The following is a 16499-nucleotide window of genomic DNA, read 5'->3' on the forward strand; positions in this document are numbered from 1 at the left end:
TGCGAGCAAAAAATAAGAGTTCTCATCATGGCTTTACTTCGCATTGAAAACAAAAACGGCATTGCCACTGTTTCACTTAACCGTCCAGATAAACGCAATGCGATGAGTTTCGACTTGTTACGCGAATTGGTTAAAACTGCTGAAAAAATTAAAAAAGACCGCAGCATTCGCTGTGTCATCCTCACTGGTGAAGCGCAAGTCTTTAGTGCAGGCATTGATCTTGCCGATTTGAACAATCCGAAGAATCGCGCCTATGCCGCATGGGAACTGATCAAACCTGGACAAAGCCTCTTTCAAAAAGCTTTCCTAATTTGGCAAGAACTGCCTGTTCCTGTGATTGCCGCGATTGAAGGATTTTGCTTTGGCGCTGGTATGCAACTGGCTTTAGCGGCAGACATTCGTGTCGCACACCCTGCAACCAAAATGTCGATTATGGAAAGCCGTTGGGGACTGGTTCCTGATATGGGACTGACGCGTTCTTTGAAAGGTTTGATCGGACTAGATCTTGCCAAAGAGTTAACGCTTACGGCACGTATTTTCGATGCAACTTATGCCAAAGAAATCGGCTTAGTCACACATCTTGATGAATCACCGCTTGCTAAAGCCCAAGCCATTGCAGAAGAAATGTTACAACGCTCACCAGATGCACTCATGGCCTCAAAATATGTGTTGGATGCCATGCAGCATAAGCCTAAAAAATCCTTACGTTTGGAAAAAATTTGGCAGCTCAAATTACTGTTAGGTAAAAATAGCCAAATCGCACGTAAAAAAGATAAACAACCCGACGCGCAGTATCTACCACGCCAATACAAATAACAGTATTTAAGCACTGACAATCAAAGAGGGTCCCATGAGTTTCGATCGACACACTAAAATTGCATTTCTTGGCATGGGACTCATGGGCAGCCGTATGGCCACCCGCTTACTTCAAGCGGGTTTCGAGGTCGCTGTATGGAACCGCACCCGCAGTGCCTGCGATGCACTCATTGATTTAGGGGCGACAGACTTAACGCTACAGAATATTGCCGACTATCCTGTAATCCTAACCTGTTTAGCGGACGACAAAGCCGCACTCAGCGTTTATGAACAAATCGAACCGTTTTTGACGGCGAAGCAAGTGATTATCGACTTTTCCAGTCTTTCGGTGGAGCAAACCCTGAGCCTTGCAGCACGTGCCGAACAAAAACAGGTGCAATGGATCGACTCACCTGTTTCAGGGGGAACTATCGGTGCGGAACAAGGTACGCTGGTCATCTTTGCTGGTGGCGATGCACAGACGATTCAAGACTTGTCTTTGATTTATAATATCTTGTCGCAACGTGTCACCTGTATGGGCAACACTGGAACAGGACAAGCCACCAAAATTTGTAATCAACTGATTGTGGCAGCCAATAGCACGCTGATTGCAGAAGCGGTTGCTTTAGCAGCCAAAGCTGGCGTGGACACTCGCTTACTTGCACCTGCGCTTGCAGGCGGTTTTGCCGATTCGAAACCCTTTCAAATTTTAAGTCCACGTATGGCGACTCACCTATTTGAGCCCGTACAGTGGAAAGTTCAAACCCTGTCTAAAGACTTGAACAATGCCGTGCAGCTTGCTGCGCAGCACCAACTCGACATTCCTGTTGCAGCGCGAGCACTTCAGCAATTGCAAGCACACCAACAACAAGGCTATGCTGAAGCTGATCTTGCCTCAGTCATATTACAAGTAGAACAACAAGCCAAATAAAATCAGGAGAAAATCATGTCCAAACTTGCTGTAAATTTATCCATGATTTTTACCGAAGTACCGCTGCTTGAGCGTTTTGCTTTGGCTCAAGCCGTTGGCTTTAAACATGTGGAAATCCAATTTCCCTACGAACTTAGCATTGAACAAATTCAAACTCAGCTTACGCTTCATGACTTAAGTCTCTGCCTGATTAACGTTCCTGCGGGCGACTTAATGACTGGTGGCAATGGACTCGCAGGTGTCCCCGGCAAAGAGCTAGAGTTTCATCACGCTCTTCAGTTAGCAGTGCAATATGCCAGCGCACTCAAAGTGCCAAGTGTGAATATCCTTGCTGGCAAACAACCCCTAGATGCCGACCTACTGCCCTGTTTAAATACCTTGTCTAAAAACCTGAAACTGGCCTGCCATATGTTCAGTGAACATGACATTCAGCCTGTCTTTGAAATGATCAACGGCACAGATATGCCACGCTTCTTAGTACAAAATATTGCCCAAGCACAGGAAATGTTAGAAGCAGTACAACACCCTGCACTTAAAATGCAATACGACTGCTATCACATGGCCATGATGGGTGAAGATGTGTTGCAAGGGCTACAAGAAAATATTCAAGATATTGGTCACATCCAATTTGCAGACTGTCCGGGGCGGCATGAGCCAGATACCGCACAAATTATGTATGCAAATATTTTTGAATGGCTACAACACAGCAGTTATGACGGTTTTATTGCGGCTGAATATCGACCAAAAACTGTTTCAACTCAGTCCTTTGCATGGAAGGCAAAATACTTTGCTACACATCCTCAAAGTTGAACTGTTGCGGATTTGAAATTTTCGCCTAAAAACGCTATATTATAAGATGAGTTATTGTCCGGAAAAATTCCCTTTATGAATTTAGAACCATCGCCCAGCGCTTCTAATTCTCACGATTTCGCAATGAATACCCAAGCTGCCGACGTACAAGCTTGCTTAAAAGTTGTACATGAAGCCCTTGAAGATGTAAAAGCAAAAGATATTTTAGCGATTGATGTCAGCCTAATCAGCAACGTCGCTGATGCAATTGTGATTGCAAGCGGTACATCAACGCGTCACATCAAAGCACTTGCTGATAACGTTGCTGAAGAAGCACGTAAAGCAGGTTTTCGCCCTCTCGGTGTCGAAGGCGAACGTGATGCAGAATGGATCTTGATTGATCTTGGCTTTGTTGTTGTGCACGTGATGTTGCCAACAGCACGTCGTTTCTACGACCTAGAAAGCCTTTGGCGTGCAGCCCCAGAAGAAACTGTAGCCTAATATGAAAAGAGCGACCTGAAGGTCGCTTTTTTTATGTCTATTTTTATTTAAATTAAGCGATGCATATCGACCATTGGGTAACGCTCTTTCACTTGGCGCTTCACATGGGCATAGAGTTGATCTGCTTTTGCTGGACCATAAAATTCACAATAATTTTCATAACAGACCGTCAAGACCTGCGCATATTGAGTCATGGGCAAAGCTTCAAGTACTGCTCGATCATCCAAGGCCTGATATCTATCAATCACAATGGATAAAGCATCTAGCTGCGTTTTCACCTCACGCTCAAACTCCTGCACATCAACGGCTTTGACTGCTTGACAGATATTTTGCATAAAAAACGTCAATGCATCGAATAACGCTGCTCCCCCTTGTTCGCTTTTCGATGCTTTTGCAGATGGGTTCAACAACACTTGTTTTTCAACTTGGGCCATCTCTGCCAAGACATTTTTGAGCATGTCTTTTCGAAAGTAACGTAATTCTTCTGTGGTGCAAATTTCACTCAAAAAACGATTCAGGACAAAGGAGGGTTGATCACCATATTTCGCTTCCCAGTGATTCAATACTTGCTCTAAAAGTGTTCCTTGTAAGTACTGACTCAGTCCACGCTCGATCGCTTGGCGTTTTTGTAAAATAGTTAATGTTTCAGTCGACATGAGCTATCCTCTTTCATTAATGACGTTTGGTCATATCATCAGTTTCAAACGTCACATCACGCTGAAACTCGGGATAAGACAGTTCTGCATGTTCGGTATAGTCCAAGCCACGTTGTTCATGTTGTTTACTCACCCGCAAACCACCAAGAACGAGGTCCAAGACTTTAAAGACGATCAATGCCACACCAAAACCCCACGCAAAGGCTGTCAAAATCCCCAAGCCTTGTACCGCAATGATCCCCGCATTAAACTTATTGTTTTCAAAAAACAAACCCGCTGCCAATGTGCCCCATGCCCCACAAAAACCATGCACAGTCACCGCATCGACCACATCATCCAAGCGGAGTTTTTCCATCACCACTGGTAAAATACTGACCAACACACCTGCAACCGCCCCACTGATGATGGCATACAGTGGACTCATGGTTGCACAGCCCGCCGTAATTGCAACCAGCCCACCCAAGGAGGCATTAATGGTGCCGCGCATTAAAATTGCTTTACCACATATTAGGGTATAAACCATATAGGCAACTGCCGAAGCACACGCCGCCAAATGCGTATTCAAGGCAATCCGCCCAATACTCACATCCGCCTTCACAGTAGAGGCCGCATTAAAACCAAACCATGCCAGCCATAGAACAAAACCGCCTAGCGCCACCAACGGTAAATTATGTCCTGCCAAGTAATGGACCTGTCCATTGCGCCCAAACCGCCCTAAACGAGGCCCCAACACAATAATTCCGGCTAAAGCCACCCATCCACCAATCGAATGCACCACCGTTGAACCTGCAAAGTCAATGAAACCCATGGCTTTTAGCCAACCTTCGCCATCAAATAAGCTCCCCCAAGCCCATGCACCAAAAATCGGGTAGATCAAACCACTGACCACCGCAGCACTCACGATATACGCCACAAAGTGAATCCGCTCAGCCATCGCCCCACTGGCAATCGTCGTGGCTGTGGCAGCAAACATCATTTGAAAGAACAAGAGGTTCCAGTGCCAGTCATCCATGGCATTGGGGGCAAAATGTGAGGTTCCTATCCAGCCACTCGAATTGACACCAAACATCAAACCAAAGCCAATCAACCAAAACACCAAGCCCCCTAAACACGCATCCATATAGTTTTTCATGAGTACATTAATGGTGTTTTTAGAGCGCACCGAACCACTTTCAATCAGGGCAAAACCTGCTTGCATGAAAAATACCAAGATGCCACCCAGCACCACCCAGACACTGTCAAGCGAGAGGCGAATCTCTTGAATATTTTGAGTCTGTGTTGGCAGGGACTCTGCGGCAAAACTGGGTAAGGCAATACAGCACACAAAGAAGAGTAAGTATTTTATTTTTTTCATGAATAATCCCCCAAAGATTATTCATCTCAATTGCAAAATCAATGCCAGTGTTTCAACACCTTATAGATATTTAAAAATGATCTATGTTCGCCAATATAAATGGAGCGATTTAAACAAGGTGAAAAAGCGATACACCATACAAGAGGTCAAAATGAATTTATAAGCTAATTGCTAAAACATGGCTTTTAGTTTTTATAGTATTCATCCACAGCATAATAGTGGACCCTCTCTATCCATCGACCACGATTCAGCGTTCGCTCCGTCACTTTAACCTTTCCCGCTTGGACTGTTGCATCTTCAATAAACTCTTTGACTAAACTCAAGCCGTGTTTAGGAATCACGATATATTCCGAACGGATGTGATAACAACATCCACTTTTATTGAAGGTTAAGATTCTTTTCTGTTTTGGATCGACCTCAAACATGCCCAAATTTTCATGAGTTAAGGCCGATAACTCCTGACTCAGCACAAATTTATTTTTAGTCCGATGAAAGACATAAACATCGTAAGTTGGCCCGCCATAAGCACCATAATTACCATTACGGATGGCGACATCCTCACTGCCGTCAAAATTAAAGTCGGCAAAAATCACGGCACTTTGCTCACCATAAAGCTGCACCACATTGACAGATGGTTTGTCAGTTTCGTCCAGATCCATAGTCAATTCAGCCGAGGAAAAATGCTGAAAGTGCTGTGTTGTCCCTTTTAGGTAAAGATCAATATTGGCTTGTCCATCACAGCTACTGTCCGAACAGTTCGTCATCATTTTTACATCATAGTGCTTCGATGCATTTTTTATTTCGAAGACTTGAGCCAGTGCTGATTGACTCAAAACGAACCCACCAAAGATCAGCAACACCTGAAACCAGATCTGATTTATGTTCATCTTGTTTTCTTATTGAAAAGATACACATCATCTTAGCAAAAGCTGCAAACATAAAAAAACCACCCGAAGGTGGTCTTTATACACTCTAGGAGGAGAATTAGTGTCCACCACCATTGATTGCTTTGGTCATATCTTCAACCACTTTCTTCGCATCACCGAAGATCATCATGGTTTTTTCGTTATAGAACAAATCGTTGTCTAGACCTGCATAACCTGTCGCCATAGAACGTTTGATGACCATAATGGTACGTGCTTTATGCGCTTCAAGAATTGGCATGCCATAGATTGGAGATGTTGGATCATCTTTTGCCGCAGGGTTCACCACGTCGTTCGCACCAATCACAAGCACCACGTCTGTTGCAGGGAAGTCAGAGTTAATCTCATCCATCTCTAAAATGTCTTCATACGCGACATCTGCTTCAGCCAAGAGTACGTTCATGTGACCCGGCATACGACCAGCTACTGGGTGAATCGCAAAGCGTACTTTTACACCTTGTTCTTTTAAGATTTCACACAGTTCTTTTACCGCATTTTGCGCACGACCTTGCGCCATACCATAACCAGGTACGATCACAACGCTGTCTGCATTCGACATCAAGAAGCCTGCATCATCTGCTGAACCAGAACGGTGGTTACGCTGTGCTTGCTGGCCTTTGTCCGCAGCAGCTACCGCAGTTCCGCCCATTGCACCACCAAACAAAACGTTGATGATTGAACGGTTCATGGCTTTACACATGATGTAAGACAGAATCGCACCTGAAGAACCCACCAGTGAACCCGCAACGATCAACATATTGTTTTCAAGTGTGAAACCAATACCTGCTGCTGCCCAACCAGAGAAGGAGTTCAATAGCGATACCACCACTGGCATATCACCGCCGCCAACTGGTGCAATCCACACCCAACCGAATGCAAGTGCAAGTACAGTCATAGCCCAGAATGCATTCATGTTGCCTGTGGTGAAGAAGTACACACCACACGCCAACATTGCAAGGAAAATCAGTGCTTGTACAGGTTTAACCCATGCACCAGAAATGGTTTTTGCCCATTTTTTCGCAGCCAATTTACCATAAGCGAATACAGACGCTGTAAAGGTAATCGCACCAACGAAACAACCCACGAACAATTCAAATAAATGAACCTTACTCATGTGTGCATGTTGCACACCCGCAGCAGTTAATGCTGCTTCATTTTGTGCAAATAATGCAGTCAGTTGGTTGTTATGTAGAATTGCCGCAATTGCAATTAATACCGCAGCCAGACCCACCAAAGAGTGCATCAATGCGACCGTTTCAGGCATCTGCGTCATAGGTACAGTACGCGCACGGGCAATACCCACTATCGCACCCAGCACCATCGCACCGCCAATCATCCAAATCACAGGATGATCTGCCACAAAGAAGGTGGTCACTACAGCAATCGCCATTGCGATCATGCCGTAACGGTTACCTTGAATTGCCGTCTTCGGGCCAGACAAACCACGTAAAGTTAAGATAAAGAGGACAGCACCAATCAGGTAGAACCAATCCGCATAGTCTCGAATGAATTCCATATATTAGCCCTCTTTTTTCTTTTGCTTTGGCTTGAACATTTCAAGCATACGCGCTGTTACTGCGAAGCCACCGAAAATATTGATACTTGCTAAGAACACCGCAATTGCACCTAAGATGCTCACCACATTCACACTTTGGAATGCAACATTCGCATCAACACCAATTGCAGGAATCCCCACAGTTTGAATCATTGCACCGACCACGATGATCGATGATAACGCATTGGTTACTGCCATAAGCGGTGTATGTAGTGCAGGCGTAACGCCCCACACGACGTAGTAGCCTACAAAGATGGCAAGGACGAAAATTGTAATTGTTTCAACCATGATCTATCTCCTTAACCACGCTTCAGCAGTACTTGACCGCCATGAGTTACTAGAAGGGCTTTTTGAATTTCTTCTTCAGGATTGATAGCAAAATTTTTCTCTGCATCAAATAAAGTATCTAAGAAGTTCAAGACATTTCGTGCATACAAAGCAGAAGCTTCAGTTGAAACCGTAGACGGAATGTTTGGAATCCCTAGAATGGTCACACCGTTGTCAGTCACAACATTTTCACCATTCTTAGAACCTTCAACGTTACCGCCTGTTTCAACCGCCATATCAAGGATGATTGAACCTGGTTTCATTTTGGCAACCGTTTCCGCCTTAATCAGACGTGGCGCATTACGACCTGGTAAAAGTGCAGTGGTAATCACGATGTCAGCATTCGATACAGCTTTATCCACAATAATGGCTTGATCACGGATATAGTCTTCACCTGGCATCCAGCCATAACCATTTTTCGCAGCATCGGCTGCTTTTTGCTGTTCTTCCGCTGACATAGGTACGTCTAACCATTTGCCACCCAAAGACTCCACCTGATCTTTCGCCGTCGGACGTAAATCCGTTGCTTCAACCACAGCACCCAAACGTTTTGCTGTCGCAATCGCTTGTAGACCTGCAACACCGACACCCATGATCACGACACGTGCAGGTTTTACAGTACCCGCAGCCGTCATCAACATTGGGAACATGCGCTGGTACTCTGCCGCAGCAAGAAGCACTGACTTGTAGCCTGATAAGTTGGCTTGTGAAGATAATACGTCCATGTTCTGCGCACGAGATAAAGTTCGTGGCAGTAGCTCCAAAGCAAATGCAGACACGTGTTGTGATGCAAACTGATCAAGCTCCGTATTACGGTACGGGTCAAACATGGCAATAACCGATGTATTTGGCGCAAGCTTTTGAATTTCAGCACCCTGAGGGGCACGTACTTTCAAAATCATTTGGCTACCAGTATAGGCATCATCTGTCAGCGTAGCACCGACTTGCTCATAGGCACTGTCGATATAAGCAGCTTTCACGCCTGCTCTACGTTCAATCACTACACTATGACCAGCACTGATCAACTTTTTTACCGTTTCTGGCGTTGCGGCTACACGATTTTCACCGACGACAGTTTCGGCTGGAATTCCGATCTGCATGAGCGTCCCTCAAGCTAGTTTTTCTTAAAGTAAACATCACCGATTAGGCAATGTTTTCTCACAGGATGTTCTTATGAATTTTTGGATTCTAATGAAACTTTTTTAAAATACCACCCACTATTTATTTAATAAATACCCATATACTGAACTGGTGATTCATAAAAAATATTGGGTGATATCTCGTTTATTTACTTTGAATCCGCTTAAAAATTGATTTATTTCTATTCAAATTCTGAGCTACAGATTTTTTTACACTAAAATCTGCACTTTTTTTGTACAAAACCAAGTCCTTTAATTCCGCAGTATTGATCTTTTTGACCAATCCAAGAATATGATCCACCACGTTCACATTAACCCGAACCTGTCATTCATCGAGCTTTGCCATCTGCCGTCGCGCAAACTTTGCAGGCATTGACTTGAATGACAGTTTTGCCCCATTTGCAAAAGCTTAGAATTGGCCTGTTCCTATTTTTCATCGATCAAAAATGCCAATGTGCAAAATTTAGTCTAACTAAAACGTTTATTTGAAATGGATCATCTAAAAATACGAGGAGGGATTGATCACGTTTAAGTAGATCTGAAACGCGGAACGACCAACAAAAATGTTTTTTTCATATTTTATGGGATGATAATGGCGTGCATTGGCACACTAGGGTTAAGCAAAAATGCACCACAATTGAGCAAAAATACTTTAAATAGATGAATATTTCAGCAATCAGCCCCAAATGCTTGGTGTGCTTCATGAGTAAAAATGATCGAATGCAACAATTTCACACAAAATAGACGGGTGCGTTCAGAATTTTTTAAAGATTTTCATCATTTTTTGACAGGAAATTCGAAACATCATCATTTTTTGATTGTATTGGACGAAAATGCTCTCCTGAGAACAGGTCATGCTATTTTCTGTGTCTTCATCTCCGACGCTTTTTTTTATGCGGTCATTTCTCGCCTGTTTTAGGCTTTTACCTCAGCTTCGTATACAATTTCTGAAACGATGCATCTATTTAGCTCAAGCACGATGTAAACGTCTTTCTGAAAAAATACTCCCTCATCAAAGGCTCATTATGAATACTTCTTTCGACATCAGTCGAGATAAATCTCTGCTCTGGCTGATGGCAATTGTCTGTGGCTTATGTGCAGGGGCAAACTATTATTGCCAGCCTTTGATTTCCTCTATTCAGCAAAGCTTTCAAGCGCCAGAAGAACAAGTGGCTTTGACCGTAACCTTTGCGCAAGTTTCCTATGCTTTGGGTTTACTGTTCATTGTGCCCTTAGGCGACATGTTGAACAAAGCCAAACTGATTCCATTCCTGATGTTTGGCGCATCTGCTGGACTGTTTATCTGTGCAACATCCACCAACTTATCGATGCTCTGGCTAGGCACCATTATTACAGGACTCTTTTCTGTCGCAGCACAAGTGCTGATTCCTCTGGCCACGGTGGCAGTCAAACCTGAAAAAACGGGAGAAGTCGTCGGTTTCCTCATGAGTGGCTTATTGGTCGGGATTTTACTGTCGACCAGTGTGGCTGGATTACTCTCAGACTTATGGCACTGGAAAATGATTTATGTGCTGAGTGGCATCGCCATGTTTGCTTTGGCCCTTCTGATGAAAGGAAAACTGCCTCAACTACCAAAACTCAAAATCACCTATTTCGACATTTTTAAGTCCATGGGGAGTCTGCTGCAACAAGAGCCTCGTTTGGTGTTTCGCTCAATCACGGGTGGATTTGCTTTTGCTGCCATGAGTATGCTGTTTTCAACCATTGCCCTACTTTTAACCTCTGAGACATTTCAACTTTCGGATGTTTTAGTCGGCGTGGTAACTTTAGTCGGCGTATTTGGTGCACTCTCCACTCAGTGGATTGGTAAATGGGCCGATCGCGGTTATACCCTGCTTTTGACTTGGGTCGGCTGCGGGACGTTAGCCCTCAGTTGGGTGTTCCTATATTTAGGCGGGAGTTCACTCATCAGCTACATCATCGGTTATGCACTGATTAACTTAGGGCTTGCAACCACACACAGTTGTAACCAAAACGTGATTTTCCGTTTACGCCCCGATGCGAAGTCTCGGGTGAACTCCATCTATATGACCTTATATTTTATCGGTGGTGCGTGTGGCTCGGCGCTAGGTGTCTATGCATGGCATCACGGCGGCTGGAGCAGTACGTGTTTAGTCGGTATTACACTGGTGATGATGGCAGGTGTCTTTGCTCTGCTGGATACCCTATATAGCAAAAGACATGGTATTGCTTAACCCTCAAAAAAGACAGTTTACTGAGTAAACTGTCTTTTTATTTGGACACTACTTTTTTAGCTCTAACTGACCTGAGCCACGGGATAAAAAGGTTTCCCCAAATCGAGGCTATCGGCATTTTCCAAAGCAATGTACAAAAATGCGGGCAGCAAAGCCGATAAAATTTGACAGCCATCTTGTAGCTGCTTGCGGTTCAACGAACTCTTATAGGTTGAACCGCCATGCATCAACTGATTTCTCAAGGTATATAAACGGTTAAACAGTACCAGTAAAATATCAACCGAATGCTTCTGTTGTAACGCTTTCGCCACTTTCTTCTTTTCTTGTTCAAGCTGAGCCTTACAGACTTCTAAACCAATTTTCTTATTTTGATAGTCCCAATACCCTTGATAGGTATATTGGTTGTCTAAGAGCATACGAATAGGCTGACTAAACTTGTCCCATAAAATACTATAAATTCTATGATCGGCATCATGCTGGCAAATTAAATATAAGAACTGACGTAAACTCTGCTTGTCCTGACTTTGCCCCAAGTCTTGTGCATATATCGCATTGAAGGAAATCCAGAGGCTGATAAATTGTAAATCGGAATCATGATCGAGCAGTAATGCCTGCTTCAACCAACTCAGCCCGCGATGTATTCTCAGATTAAACTCATCACTCTGTTGTACTTTTTTAGTTTTAAAAATTTCTTCTAAAAGCAACATCGGCTTTTCCTATACTTTATTCTTCTATGTATTCAACATACTGAATGATTAAGCTAAATTCAATTTAATCCTGCTAGGACCATAGTGATTGATAAATCCCGCTAGTTCAGTGTGAATGTTCTATCGAAAAAAACATTCTGTTTTCTATATTTCAATGTATCTAATGAATATTGGCTGCTCCTCTTACCATTAATTATAAGTTCTAAGCTTGATAAAAGCAGATAATATCTCTCAATGAATGTATTCCATTTTTGTGATAGTATTGCGTGCTATCGGAAATACCTGAATAAAATGAAGCATCGAGTTTCATTTTTCGTCCACTCCCAAAGATCCTCCTATCGGTAATGAATGCATTTCAGCTCATTACATTGTGCTGTATCTTGCTCAATAAATGGATTGACGCTTTGGCTTTGCGACATCTGATTTTCATGTAATTTCCCACATATTTCTTTGCACCGCTTCCGCTCTAAGACATAGGTTGTTCACCATGTCTTTGCAGACAAAAGCGGATAAACACTGATCAAGAGCCTGATTTTTTAATGAATACTGACAAAACCATTGAAACCCCTCAATCTCCACGAATCAGTGTTGCCCCGATGATGGATTGGACGACAAGTATTTAAATAATATTTAAAATCAATAGCATATAAAAAGTAAAATTAATTACGGTGCAAAATTGGTGTAAATTTAAACCTCATACAAAAAGTATAAAAAAGATTTCAATTACATCTACTAGTTGAGAAATTAAAAGTCTTATTAACCTTTATTTGCCTTAGACACTAATCTAGCAATTCCTTCAACCCTAGGCATAGTTGGACCGGACTGTGAAGCAAGCAGTCCTGTTTCAGCTCTACTAAACAAAACCTACAGAACAATTTTTCTAGACTCCTCATCCACATTAGTTTCTTTACTTAATGTTAGATAAACATAAGCTAGCAGTTGCCTTTCTTCTGCATCACGTTACAAATGAAATGAGCTAAGTATTAATCTTGATAAAACCCGTATAAAAAACAAAACTGGAAATTATGACTACAAGTAAAATAATCATAGAATCAAAAATGGATTCTTCAGCACTTTTTAATTTATAACTATTGAAAGTATGAAAAACTACTCCATATATATTTTCTTGCTTTATTAAAATATATTTAATTATTACAAAAAATAAAGACCCTGTTATTATTTATGCTTTTTTTACGTAAATTTTACGATAATTTTACTAAATACAAACATATGAAAATCTAATATACATAACTCAAACTTCTATTCTTTTAAAGAGGATCTTATGAGTAATTTTCATAAATTATTAGTTTTGCTCTCAACCCTACCATCTAGTTATATATTAGCATCAGAAAACTCTGAAAATATAAATTTTAAATTATCTGGAAATACTTCTCTCGCAAGTGAATATCGCTGGCGCGGTCAAACCCAAACCAAAAATGATGCTTCTTTTCAGGGAAACTTACTCTTAAATCACTCATCAGGATTCTATATTTCAGCATTTGCATCAAATGTAGATTTTGGTGATGAAGCTCACCTAGAGCTAGACCCACTTATAGGTTATACTACATCATTTAATATATGGAAAATACAACCTACATTAGATATAGGTATGCTTCGATACAATTATGTTGGAAAAAGTGATTTAAATTATAATGAATACTACATAAAAGCCATCCTTACTAACTTATTAAACAAAAATGACAATTTCACACCCAGCATAAGCTATACAAACAAATATGGTGGTGAAGCAACGAGTCAAAATATCGGTGATGATATTAAAAACTGGTACTTTAATATTTTATATACGGCCGCTTTTTCTCAATCCAATTTCGGAGCAATTGCAAACTTAGGCTATTCTAAGGCCAATAAAGAAATTTATGGTGGAAAATCAGAAAATAATTTTTTTGATTGGAAAATAGGAACAACTTACAACTATAAACCAATGGATTTAAGTGCTGAGCTAGCCATTATTGGTACAAATATAGATACTAGTGGTTTTACAGAAACCAATAAAAAAGGTGTTAAAAATTCTGCTGTTTTCACTTTAACAAAATATTTCTAGAGTGCGCTGAATATAATTTCAGATAATTTAAAATTTGCTAGAAGCCTACTTGCACATAAATACAATTAGGCTTCTAACCTTTAAATTAATTTTTTTTATTTAATTTCAACAAAACTTCAATTTCACTACGATCAAAACCTCTCTCTTTCAAAATTGCAGAAATTAATTTCTGCATCTTTTTTGATGCCGTTGAATATTTTTGTGCTAATTTTTCTGTATCAATCATTTGTAAATTGTACTTCAAGAACAGATCTTTTGTGAGTTCCTGATTTTCAATCATATCCTTAGAGGAACTTAGACTCTGATACATGGTAAACTCCTAGATATCCCAATTTTGTTCAATCACTGTAATTTGATTATAAATATTCTGATATTCAGCATGTTTAACCGTACACCATAAATCAATAAAATCTTTTCCAAGATATTCTTTTATAATATTATTTCCATTAAAAAGTGCTAAAGCTTCTAACTGATTTGTCGTTAAAAAAATATGTTCTTCTTTACGTTTTAACTGATTAGCTTGCTTAGGAACTTCCAAGTTTTGAGTTAAACCATGTAATGCCCCCACTAGAATCATTGCGACCGTTAAGTACGGGTTACAATCAGCTCCAGCAACACGATACTCTAAGCGTTGATTAGCAGTATCTGAACATGGTATCCGAATCGCAACATTACGATTATTGACGCCCCAATTTGCTTCTAAAGGAACATGGTTGCCAATTCTAAATCGTCTAAATGAATTTACATTGGGTGCAATGACTGCCATTGAAGAAGGTAACAATAGAACAAGTCCACTGATTACTTTCAACAACTGGGGTGATAATAAATCTTTTGTTTCTGTGCTAAAAACATTCTGTTTATTCTGATCTAAAATACTCATATGAAAATGCATACCACTACCAGCTTTATGCATATCAGGTTTTGCTAAGAAACTTGCACTCAAGCCATGCTTTAATGCGACCTGTTTTATGGTTCGTTTCAATAACATCACTTGATCACATAATTTCAGCACATCATTACTATGCTGTATATTAATTTCATATTGCCCAGAGGATGACTCAGCAACCATCCCTGTAATATTAATACCTTGTAAAACTGCTATACGTTCAACTTCGTCAAGGACACCTTGATAGCCACTTGGTGTATTGATATCAAAACACTGGCTATTATTCACAATCTCACTCTCTGAACCATTATTATTGAAAAGGTAAAATTCTAGTTCAGCAGCCATACAAGGGTAATAATTTTTCTCATGCAATTTGCTCAATATACCCTTTAATAGATTTCTAGGTTCAAATTGACAATCACTCTCATTATCTTTCATTGTTAGAAACAATTGTGCATTGAGTTCAGGGTCTATTGGACAAGGTTTTAAACTACCTAGTATTGGCTTACATAAAAAATCTGGCTCTCCAATAAACTTACCTAAACCAGTTTCTTCTATTACTTTACCATCCAGACTCATTGCATAAACAGATAATGGAAAATAACAACCATCAGCTAATTTATTTAAACAACTTATGTCTATACGCTTTCCTCGTATATGACCATTAATATCATGCAAACAAATATCAATATGTTTAGTTTTTGGATAGGAGCAAAGATAATTCTTCACCTCTTCTAAAAATAAAGTACTTTCTACATTATTTAAAGATTGAGTATTAAATGGCATTTCAATTTTAATACTTTTCTCTTTATTTTTTAACATGAGTGCAGTACTCATAATTTTAAACCTTACTAACTTTGGTATAAATACGATAAATTAGGGCAAGCTTAATGTAACGTAAAAAGATCGTAAATTTTATAAAGTATTTAAAAAGAAAAGTTATAAAATATCATGATGTAGAAAACCGCAACCCTATACCTGCTATAGTCGCAATATATTTTGGTGTGACCGCAGAATCCCCAATTTTGGTTCTCAGTTTTTTCACCAAGATGCGTAGATAATGAGTATCTTCTTCATGGGTACTTCCCCACAATTCTGTCAGAATTTGCTTTTGCGTAACAACTTTACCTTGATGACTTATTAATAATGCTAAAAGCTGGAATTCTTTTTTACTTAAAGCAATTTCTTGCCCAGCCAATTTTACGACATGCTCTACCACATCAACAAATAATGTTCCATCATCAAAAATTTCAGCTTGTTCCGTCTGTTGCGGCTTAGTCCGAAACATCACCCTAACTCGTGCAGATAATTCCTGAATGCTAAAGGGTTTAGTCACATAGTCATTAGCACCTGCATCGAGTAATTTAATTTTTTGATTTTCATCAGGACGTGCTGATAACACAATCACAGGAATATCTGACCACTGTCTCAACTCAGTCAAAACTTCCAGCCCATCCATATCAGGTAAACCTAAATCTAAGATCAATAAGCCAATACGTTGTGTCACCAAAATTTCTAAGCCTTTCAAGCCATTTTCAGCAACATGCACCTGATAGCCTTGCGCACGTAAAGCAATGTCTAAAAATTTTCGAATTTGCGGTTCATCGTCAATAATAAGAATTGATACTTGATGGTTCAATGTTTGCGGCATAAAAGAT

General features: G+C 40.6%; 16 protein-coding genes. 6 read left to right on the top strand and 10 right to left on the bottom strand.

The features are described from left to right. Window positions 1-27: 27 nt before the first annotated feature. The 4 genes from ACFN7Z_RS14595 (at window position 28) to rsfS (ending at window position 3016) form a co-directional block, all read left to right on the top strand. Window positions 28-816, top strand: coding sequence for a crotonase/enoyl-CoA hydratase family protein (locus ACFN7Z_RS14595; RefSeq protein ID WP_010325925.1), 789 nt, complete (start codon window positions 28-30; stop codon window positions 814-816). A gap of 34 nt (window positions 817-850) precedes the next feature. Then, window positions 851-1726 (top strand): NAD(P)-dependent oxidoreductase, encoded by an 876-nt coding sequence (locus ACFN7Z_RS14600; RefSeq protein WP_010325924.1) that lies wholly within the window; start codon window positions 851-853, stop codon window positions 1724-1726. Window positions 1727-1741: 15 nt separating this feature from the next. Continuing rightward, window positions 1742-2536, top strand: coding sequence for a hydroxypyruvate isomerase family protein (locus tag ACFN7Z_RS14605; protein ID WP_010325923.1), 795 nt, complete (start codon window positions 1742-1744; stop codon window positions 2534-2536). 75 nt (window positions 2537-2611) lie between these two features. Next, a complete protein-coding gene (rsfS, locus tag ACFN7Z_RS14610) occupies window positions 2612-3016 on the top strand; it encodes a ribosome silencing factor (protein ID WP_004692321.1) in 405 nt (134 codons plus the stop codon). Window positions 3017-3063: 47 nt separating this feature from the next. Here rsfS and ACFN7Z_RS14615 read toward each other — a convergent pair whose 3' ends face one another. The 6 genes from ACFN7Z_RS14615 to ACFN7Z_RS14640 form a co-directional block, all read right to left on the bottom strand. After that, a complete protein-coding gene (locus ACFN7Z_RS14615) occupies window positions 3064-3672 on the bottom strand; it encodes a hypothetical protein (protein WP_010325922.1) in 609 nt (202 codons plus the stop codon). A 16-nt stretch (window positions 3673-3688) separates the two neighbouring features. After that, window positions 3689-5026 (bottom strand): ammonium transporter, encoded by a 1338-nt coding sequence (locus tag ACFN7Z_RS14620; RefSeq protein ID WP_010325921.1) that lies wholly within the window; start codon window positions 5024-5026, stop codon window positions 3689-3691. A 185-nt stretch (window positions 5027-5211) separates the two neighbouring features. Beyond that, window positions 5212-5913, bottom strand: coding sequence for an XAC2610-related protein (locus ACFN7Z_RS14625; RefSeq protein ID WP_010325920.1), 702 nt, complete (start codon window positions 5911-5913; stop codon window positions 5212-5214). Window positions 5914-6010: 97 nt separating this feature from the next. After that, window positions 6011-7465, bottom strand: a complete 1455-nt coding sequence (locus tag ACFN7Z_RS14630) for an NAD(P)(+) transhydrogenase (Re/Si-specific) subunit beta (protein WP_010325919.1) — start codon at window positions 7463-7465, stop codon at window positions 6011-6013. Between the two features lie 3 nt (window positions 7466-7468). Continuing rightward, window positions 7469-7792: a proton-translocating transhydrogenase family protein gene (locus ACFN7Z_RS14635; protein ID WP_004692331.1), complete on the bottom strand. Its 324-nt coding sequence runs from the start codon at window positions 7790-7792 to the stop codon at window positions 7469-7471. Between the two features lie 11 nt (window positions 7793-7803). Continuing rightward, window positions 7804-8931 carry an NAD(P) transhydrogenase subunit alpha gene (locus ACFN7Z_RS14640; protein ID WP_005400772.1) on the bottom strand — a complete coding sequence of 376 codons (1128 nt, stop codon included), beginning with the start codon at window positions 8929-8931 and terminating at the stop codon, window positions 7804-7806. 1064 nt (window positions 8932-9995) lie between these two features. Between ACFN7Z_RS14640 and ACFN7Z_RS14645 the strand changes: the two genes are divergently transcribed. Further along, a complete protein-coding gene (locus ACFN7Z_RS14645) occupies window positions 9996-11186 on the top strand; it encodes an MFS transporter (protein ID WP_010325918.1) in 1191 nt (396 codons plus the stop codon). Window positions 11187-11248: 62 nt separating this feature from the next. Here the strand turns inward: ACFN7Z_RS14645 and ACFN7Z_RS14650 are convergent, their stop codons facing one another. Next, window positions 11249-11893, bottom strand: coding sequence for a HEPN domain-containing protein (locus ACFN7Z_RS14650; protein ID WP_010325917.1), 645 nt, complete (start codon window positions 11891-11893; stop codon window positions 11249-11251). Window positions 11894-13175: 1282 nt separating this feature from the next. On the opposite strand from ACFN7Z_RS14650, the gene ACFN7Z_RS14655 reads away from it, so the two are divergent. Continuing rightward, a complete protein-coding gene (locus tag ACFN7Z_RS14655; RefSeq protein WP_058952305.1) occupies window positions 13176-13955 on the top strand; it encodes a TorF family putative porin in 780 nt (259 codons plus the stop codon). 85 nt (window positions 13956-14040) lie between these two features. Here the strand turns inward: ACFN7Z_RS14655 and ACFN7Z_RS14660 are convergent, their stop codons facing one another. From ACFN7Z_RS14660 to ACFN7Z_RS14670, 3 genes are all read right to left on the bottom strand, one after another. Beyond that, window positions 14041-14265: a hypothetical protein gene (locus ACFN7Z_RS14660; RefSeq protein WP_058952306.1), complete on the bottom strand. Its 225-nt coding sequence runs from the start codon at window positions 14263-14265 to the stop codon at window positions 14041-14043. Window positions 14266-14274: 9 nt separating this feature from the next. Continuing rightward, window positions 14275-15678, bottom strand: coding sequence for a glutamine synthetase family protein (locus ACFN7Z_RS14665; RefSeq protein WP_058952307.1), 1404 nt, complete (start codon window positions 15676-15678; stop codon window positions 14275-14277). 112 nt (window positions 15679-15790) lie between these two features. Beyond that, window positions 15791-16492: a response regulator gene (locus ACFN7Z_RS14670; RefSeq protein ID WP_058952308.1), complete on the bottom strand. Its 702-nt coding sequence runs from the start codon at window positions 16490-16492 to the stop codon at window positions 15791-15793. Between the last annotated feature and the right edge of the window lie 7 nt (window positions 16493-16499).

The organism is Acinetobacter sp. P1332 (assembly GCF_044057475.1).
Classification (GTDB): Bacteria; Pseudomonadota; Gammaproteobacteria; order Pseudomonadales; family Moraxellaceae; genus Acinetobacter; species Acinetobacter johnsonii.

What these genes read in the sequence shown, in the direction of transcription:
- ACFN7Z_RS14595 (WP_010325925.1), top strand. Translation starts at nt 28, where the DNA reads ATGGCTTTACTTCGCATTGAAAACAAAAACGGCATTGCCACTGTTTCA.
- ACFN7Z_RS14600 (WP_010325924.1), top strand. Translation starts at nt 851, where the DNA reads ATGAGTTTCGATCGACACACTAAAATTGCATTTCTTGGCATGGGACTC.
- ACFN7Z_RS14605 (WP_010325923.1), top strand. Translation starts at nt 1,742, where the DNA reads ATGTCCAAACTTGCTGTAAATTTATCCATGATTTTTACCGAAGTACCG.
- rsfS (WP_004692321.1), top strand. Translation starts at nt 2,612, where the DNA reads ATGAATTTAGAACCATCGCCCAGCGCTTCTAATTCTCACGATTTCGCA.
- ACFN7Z_RS14615 (WP_010325922.1), bottom strand. Translation starts at nt 3,672, where the DNA reads ATGTCGACTGAAACATTAACTATTTTACAAAAACGCCAAGCGATCGAG.
- ACFN7Z_RS14620 (WP_010325921.1), bottom strand. Translation starts at nt 5,026, where the DNA reads ATGAAAAAAATAAAATACTTACTCTTCTTTGTGTGCTGTATTGCCTTA.
- ACFN7Z_RS14625 (WP_010325920.1), bottom strand. Translation starts at nt 5,913, where the DNA reads ATGAACATAAATCAGATCTGGTTTCAGGTGTTGCTGATCTTTGGTGGG.
- ACFN7Z_RS14630 (WP_010325919.1), bottom strand. Translation starts at nt 7,465, where the DNA reads ATGGAATTCATTCGAGACTATGCGGATTGGTTCTACCTGATTGGTGCT.
- ACFN7Z_RS14635 (WP_004692331.1), bottom strand. Translation starts at nt 7,792, where the DNA reads ATGGTTGAAACAATTACAATTTTCGTCCTTGCCATCTTTGTAGGCTAC.
- ACFN7Z_RS14640 (WP_005400772.1), bottom strand. Translation starts at nt 8,931, where the DNA reads ATGCAGATCGGAATTCCAGCCGAAACTGTCGTCGGTGAAAATCGTGTA.
- ACFN7Z_RS14645 (WP_010325918.1), top strand. Translation starts at nt 9,996, where the DNA reads ATGAATACTTCTTTCGACATCAGTCGAGATAAATCTCTGCTCTGGCTG.
- ACFN7Z_RS14650 (WP_010325917.1), bottom strand. Translation starts at nt 11,893, where the DNA reads ATGTTGCTTTTAGAAGAAATTTTTAAAACTAAAAAAGTACAACAGAGT.
- ACFN7Z_RS14655 (WP_058952305.1), top strand. Translation starts at nt 13,176, where the DNA reads ATGAGTAATTTTCATAAATTATTAGTTTTGCTCTCAACCCTACCATCT.
- ACFN7Z_RS14660 (WP_058952306.1), bottom strand. Translation starts at nt 14,265, where the DNA reads ATGTATCAGAGTCTAAGTTCCTCTAAGGATATGATTGAAAATCAGGAA.
- ACFN7Z_RS14665 (WP_058952307.1), bottom strand. Translation starts at nt 15,678, where the DNA reads ATGAGTACTGCACTCATGTTAAAAAATAAAGAGAAAAGTATTAAAATT.
- ACFN7Z_RS14670 (WP_058952308.1), bottom strand. Translation starts at nt 16,492, where the DNA reads ATGCCGCAAACATTGAACCATCAAGTATCAATTCTTATTATTGACGAT.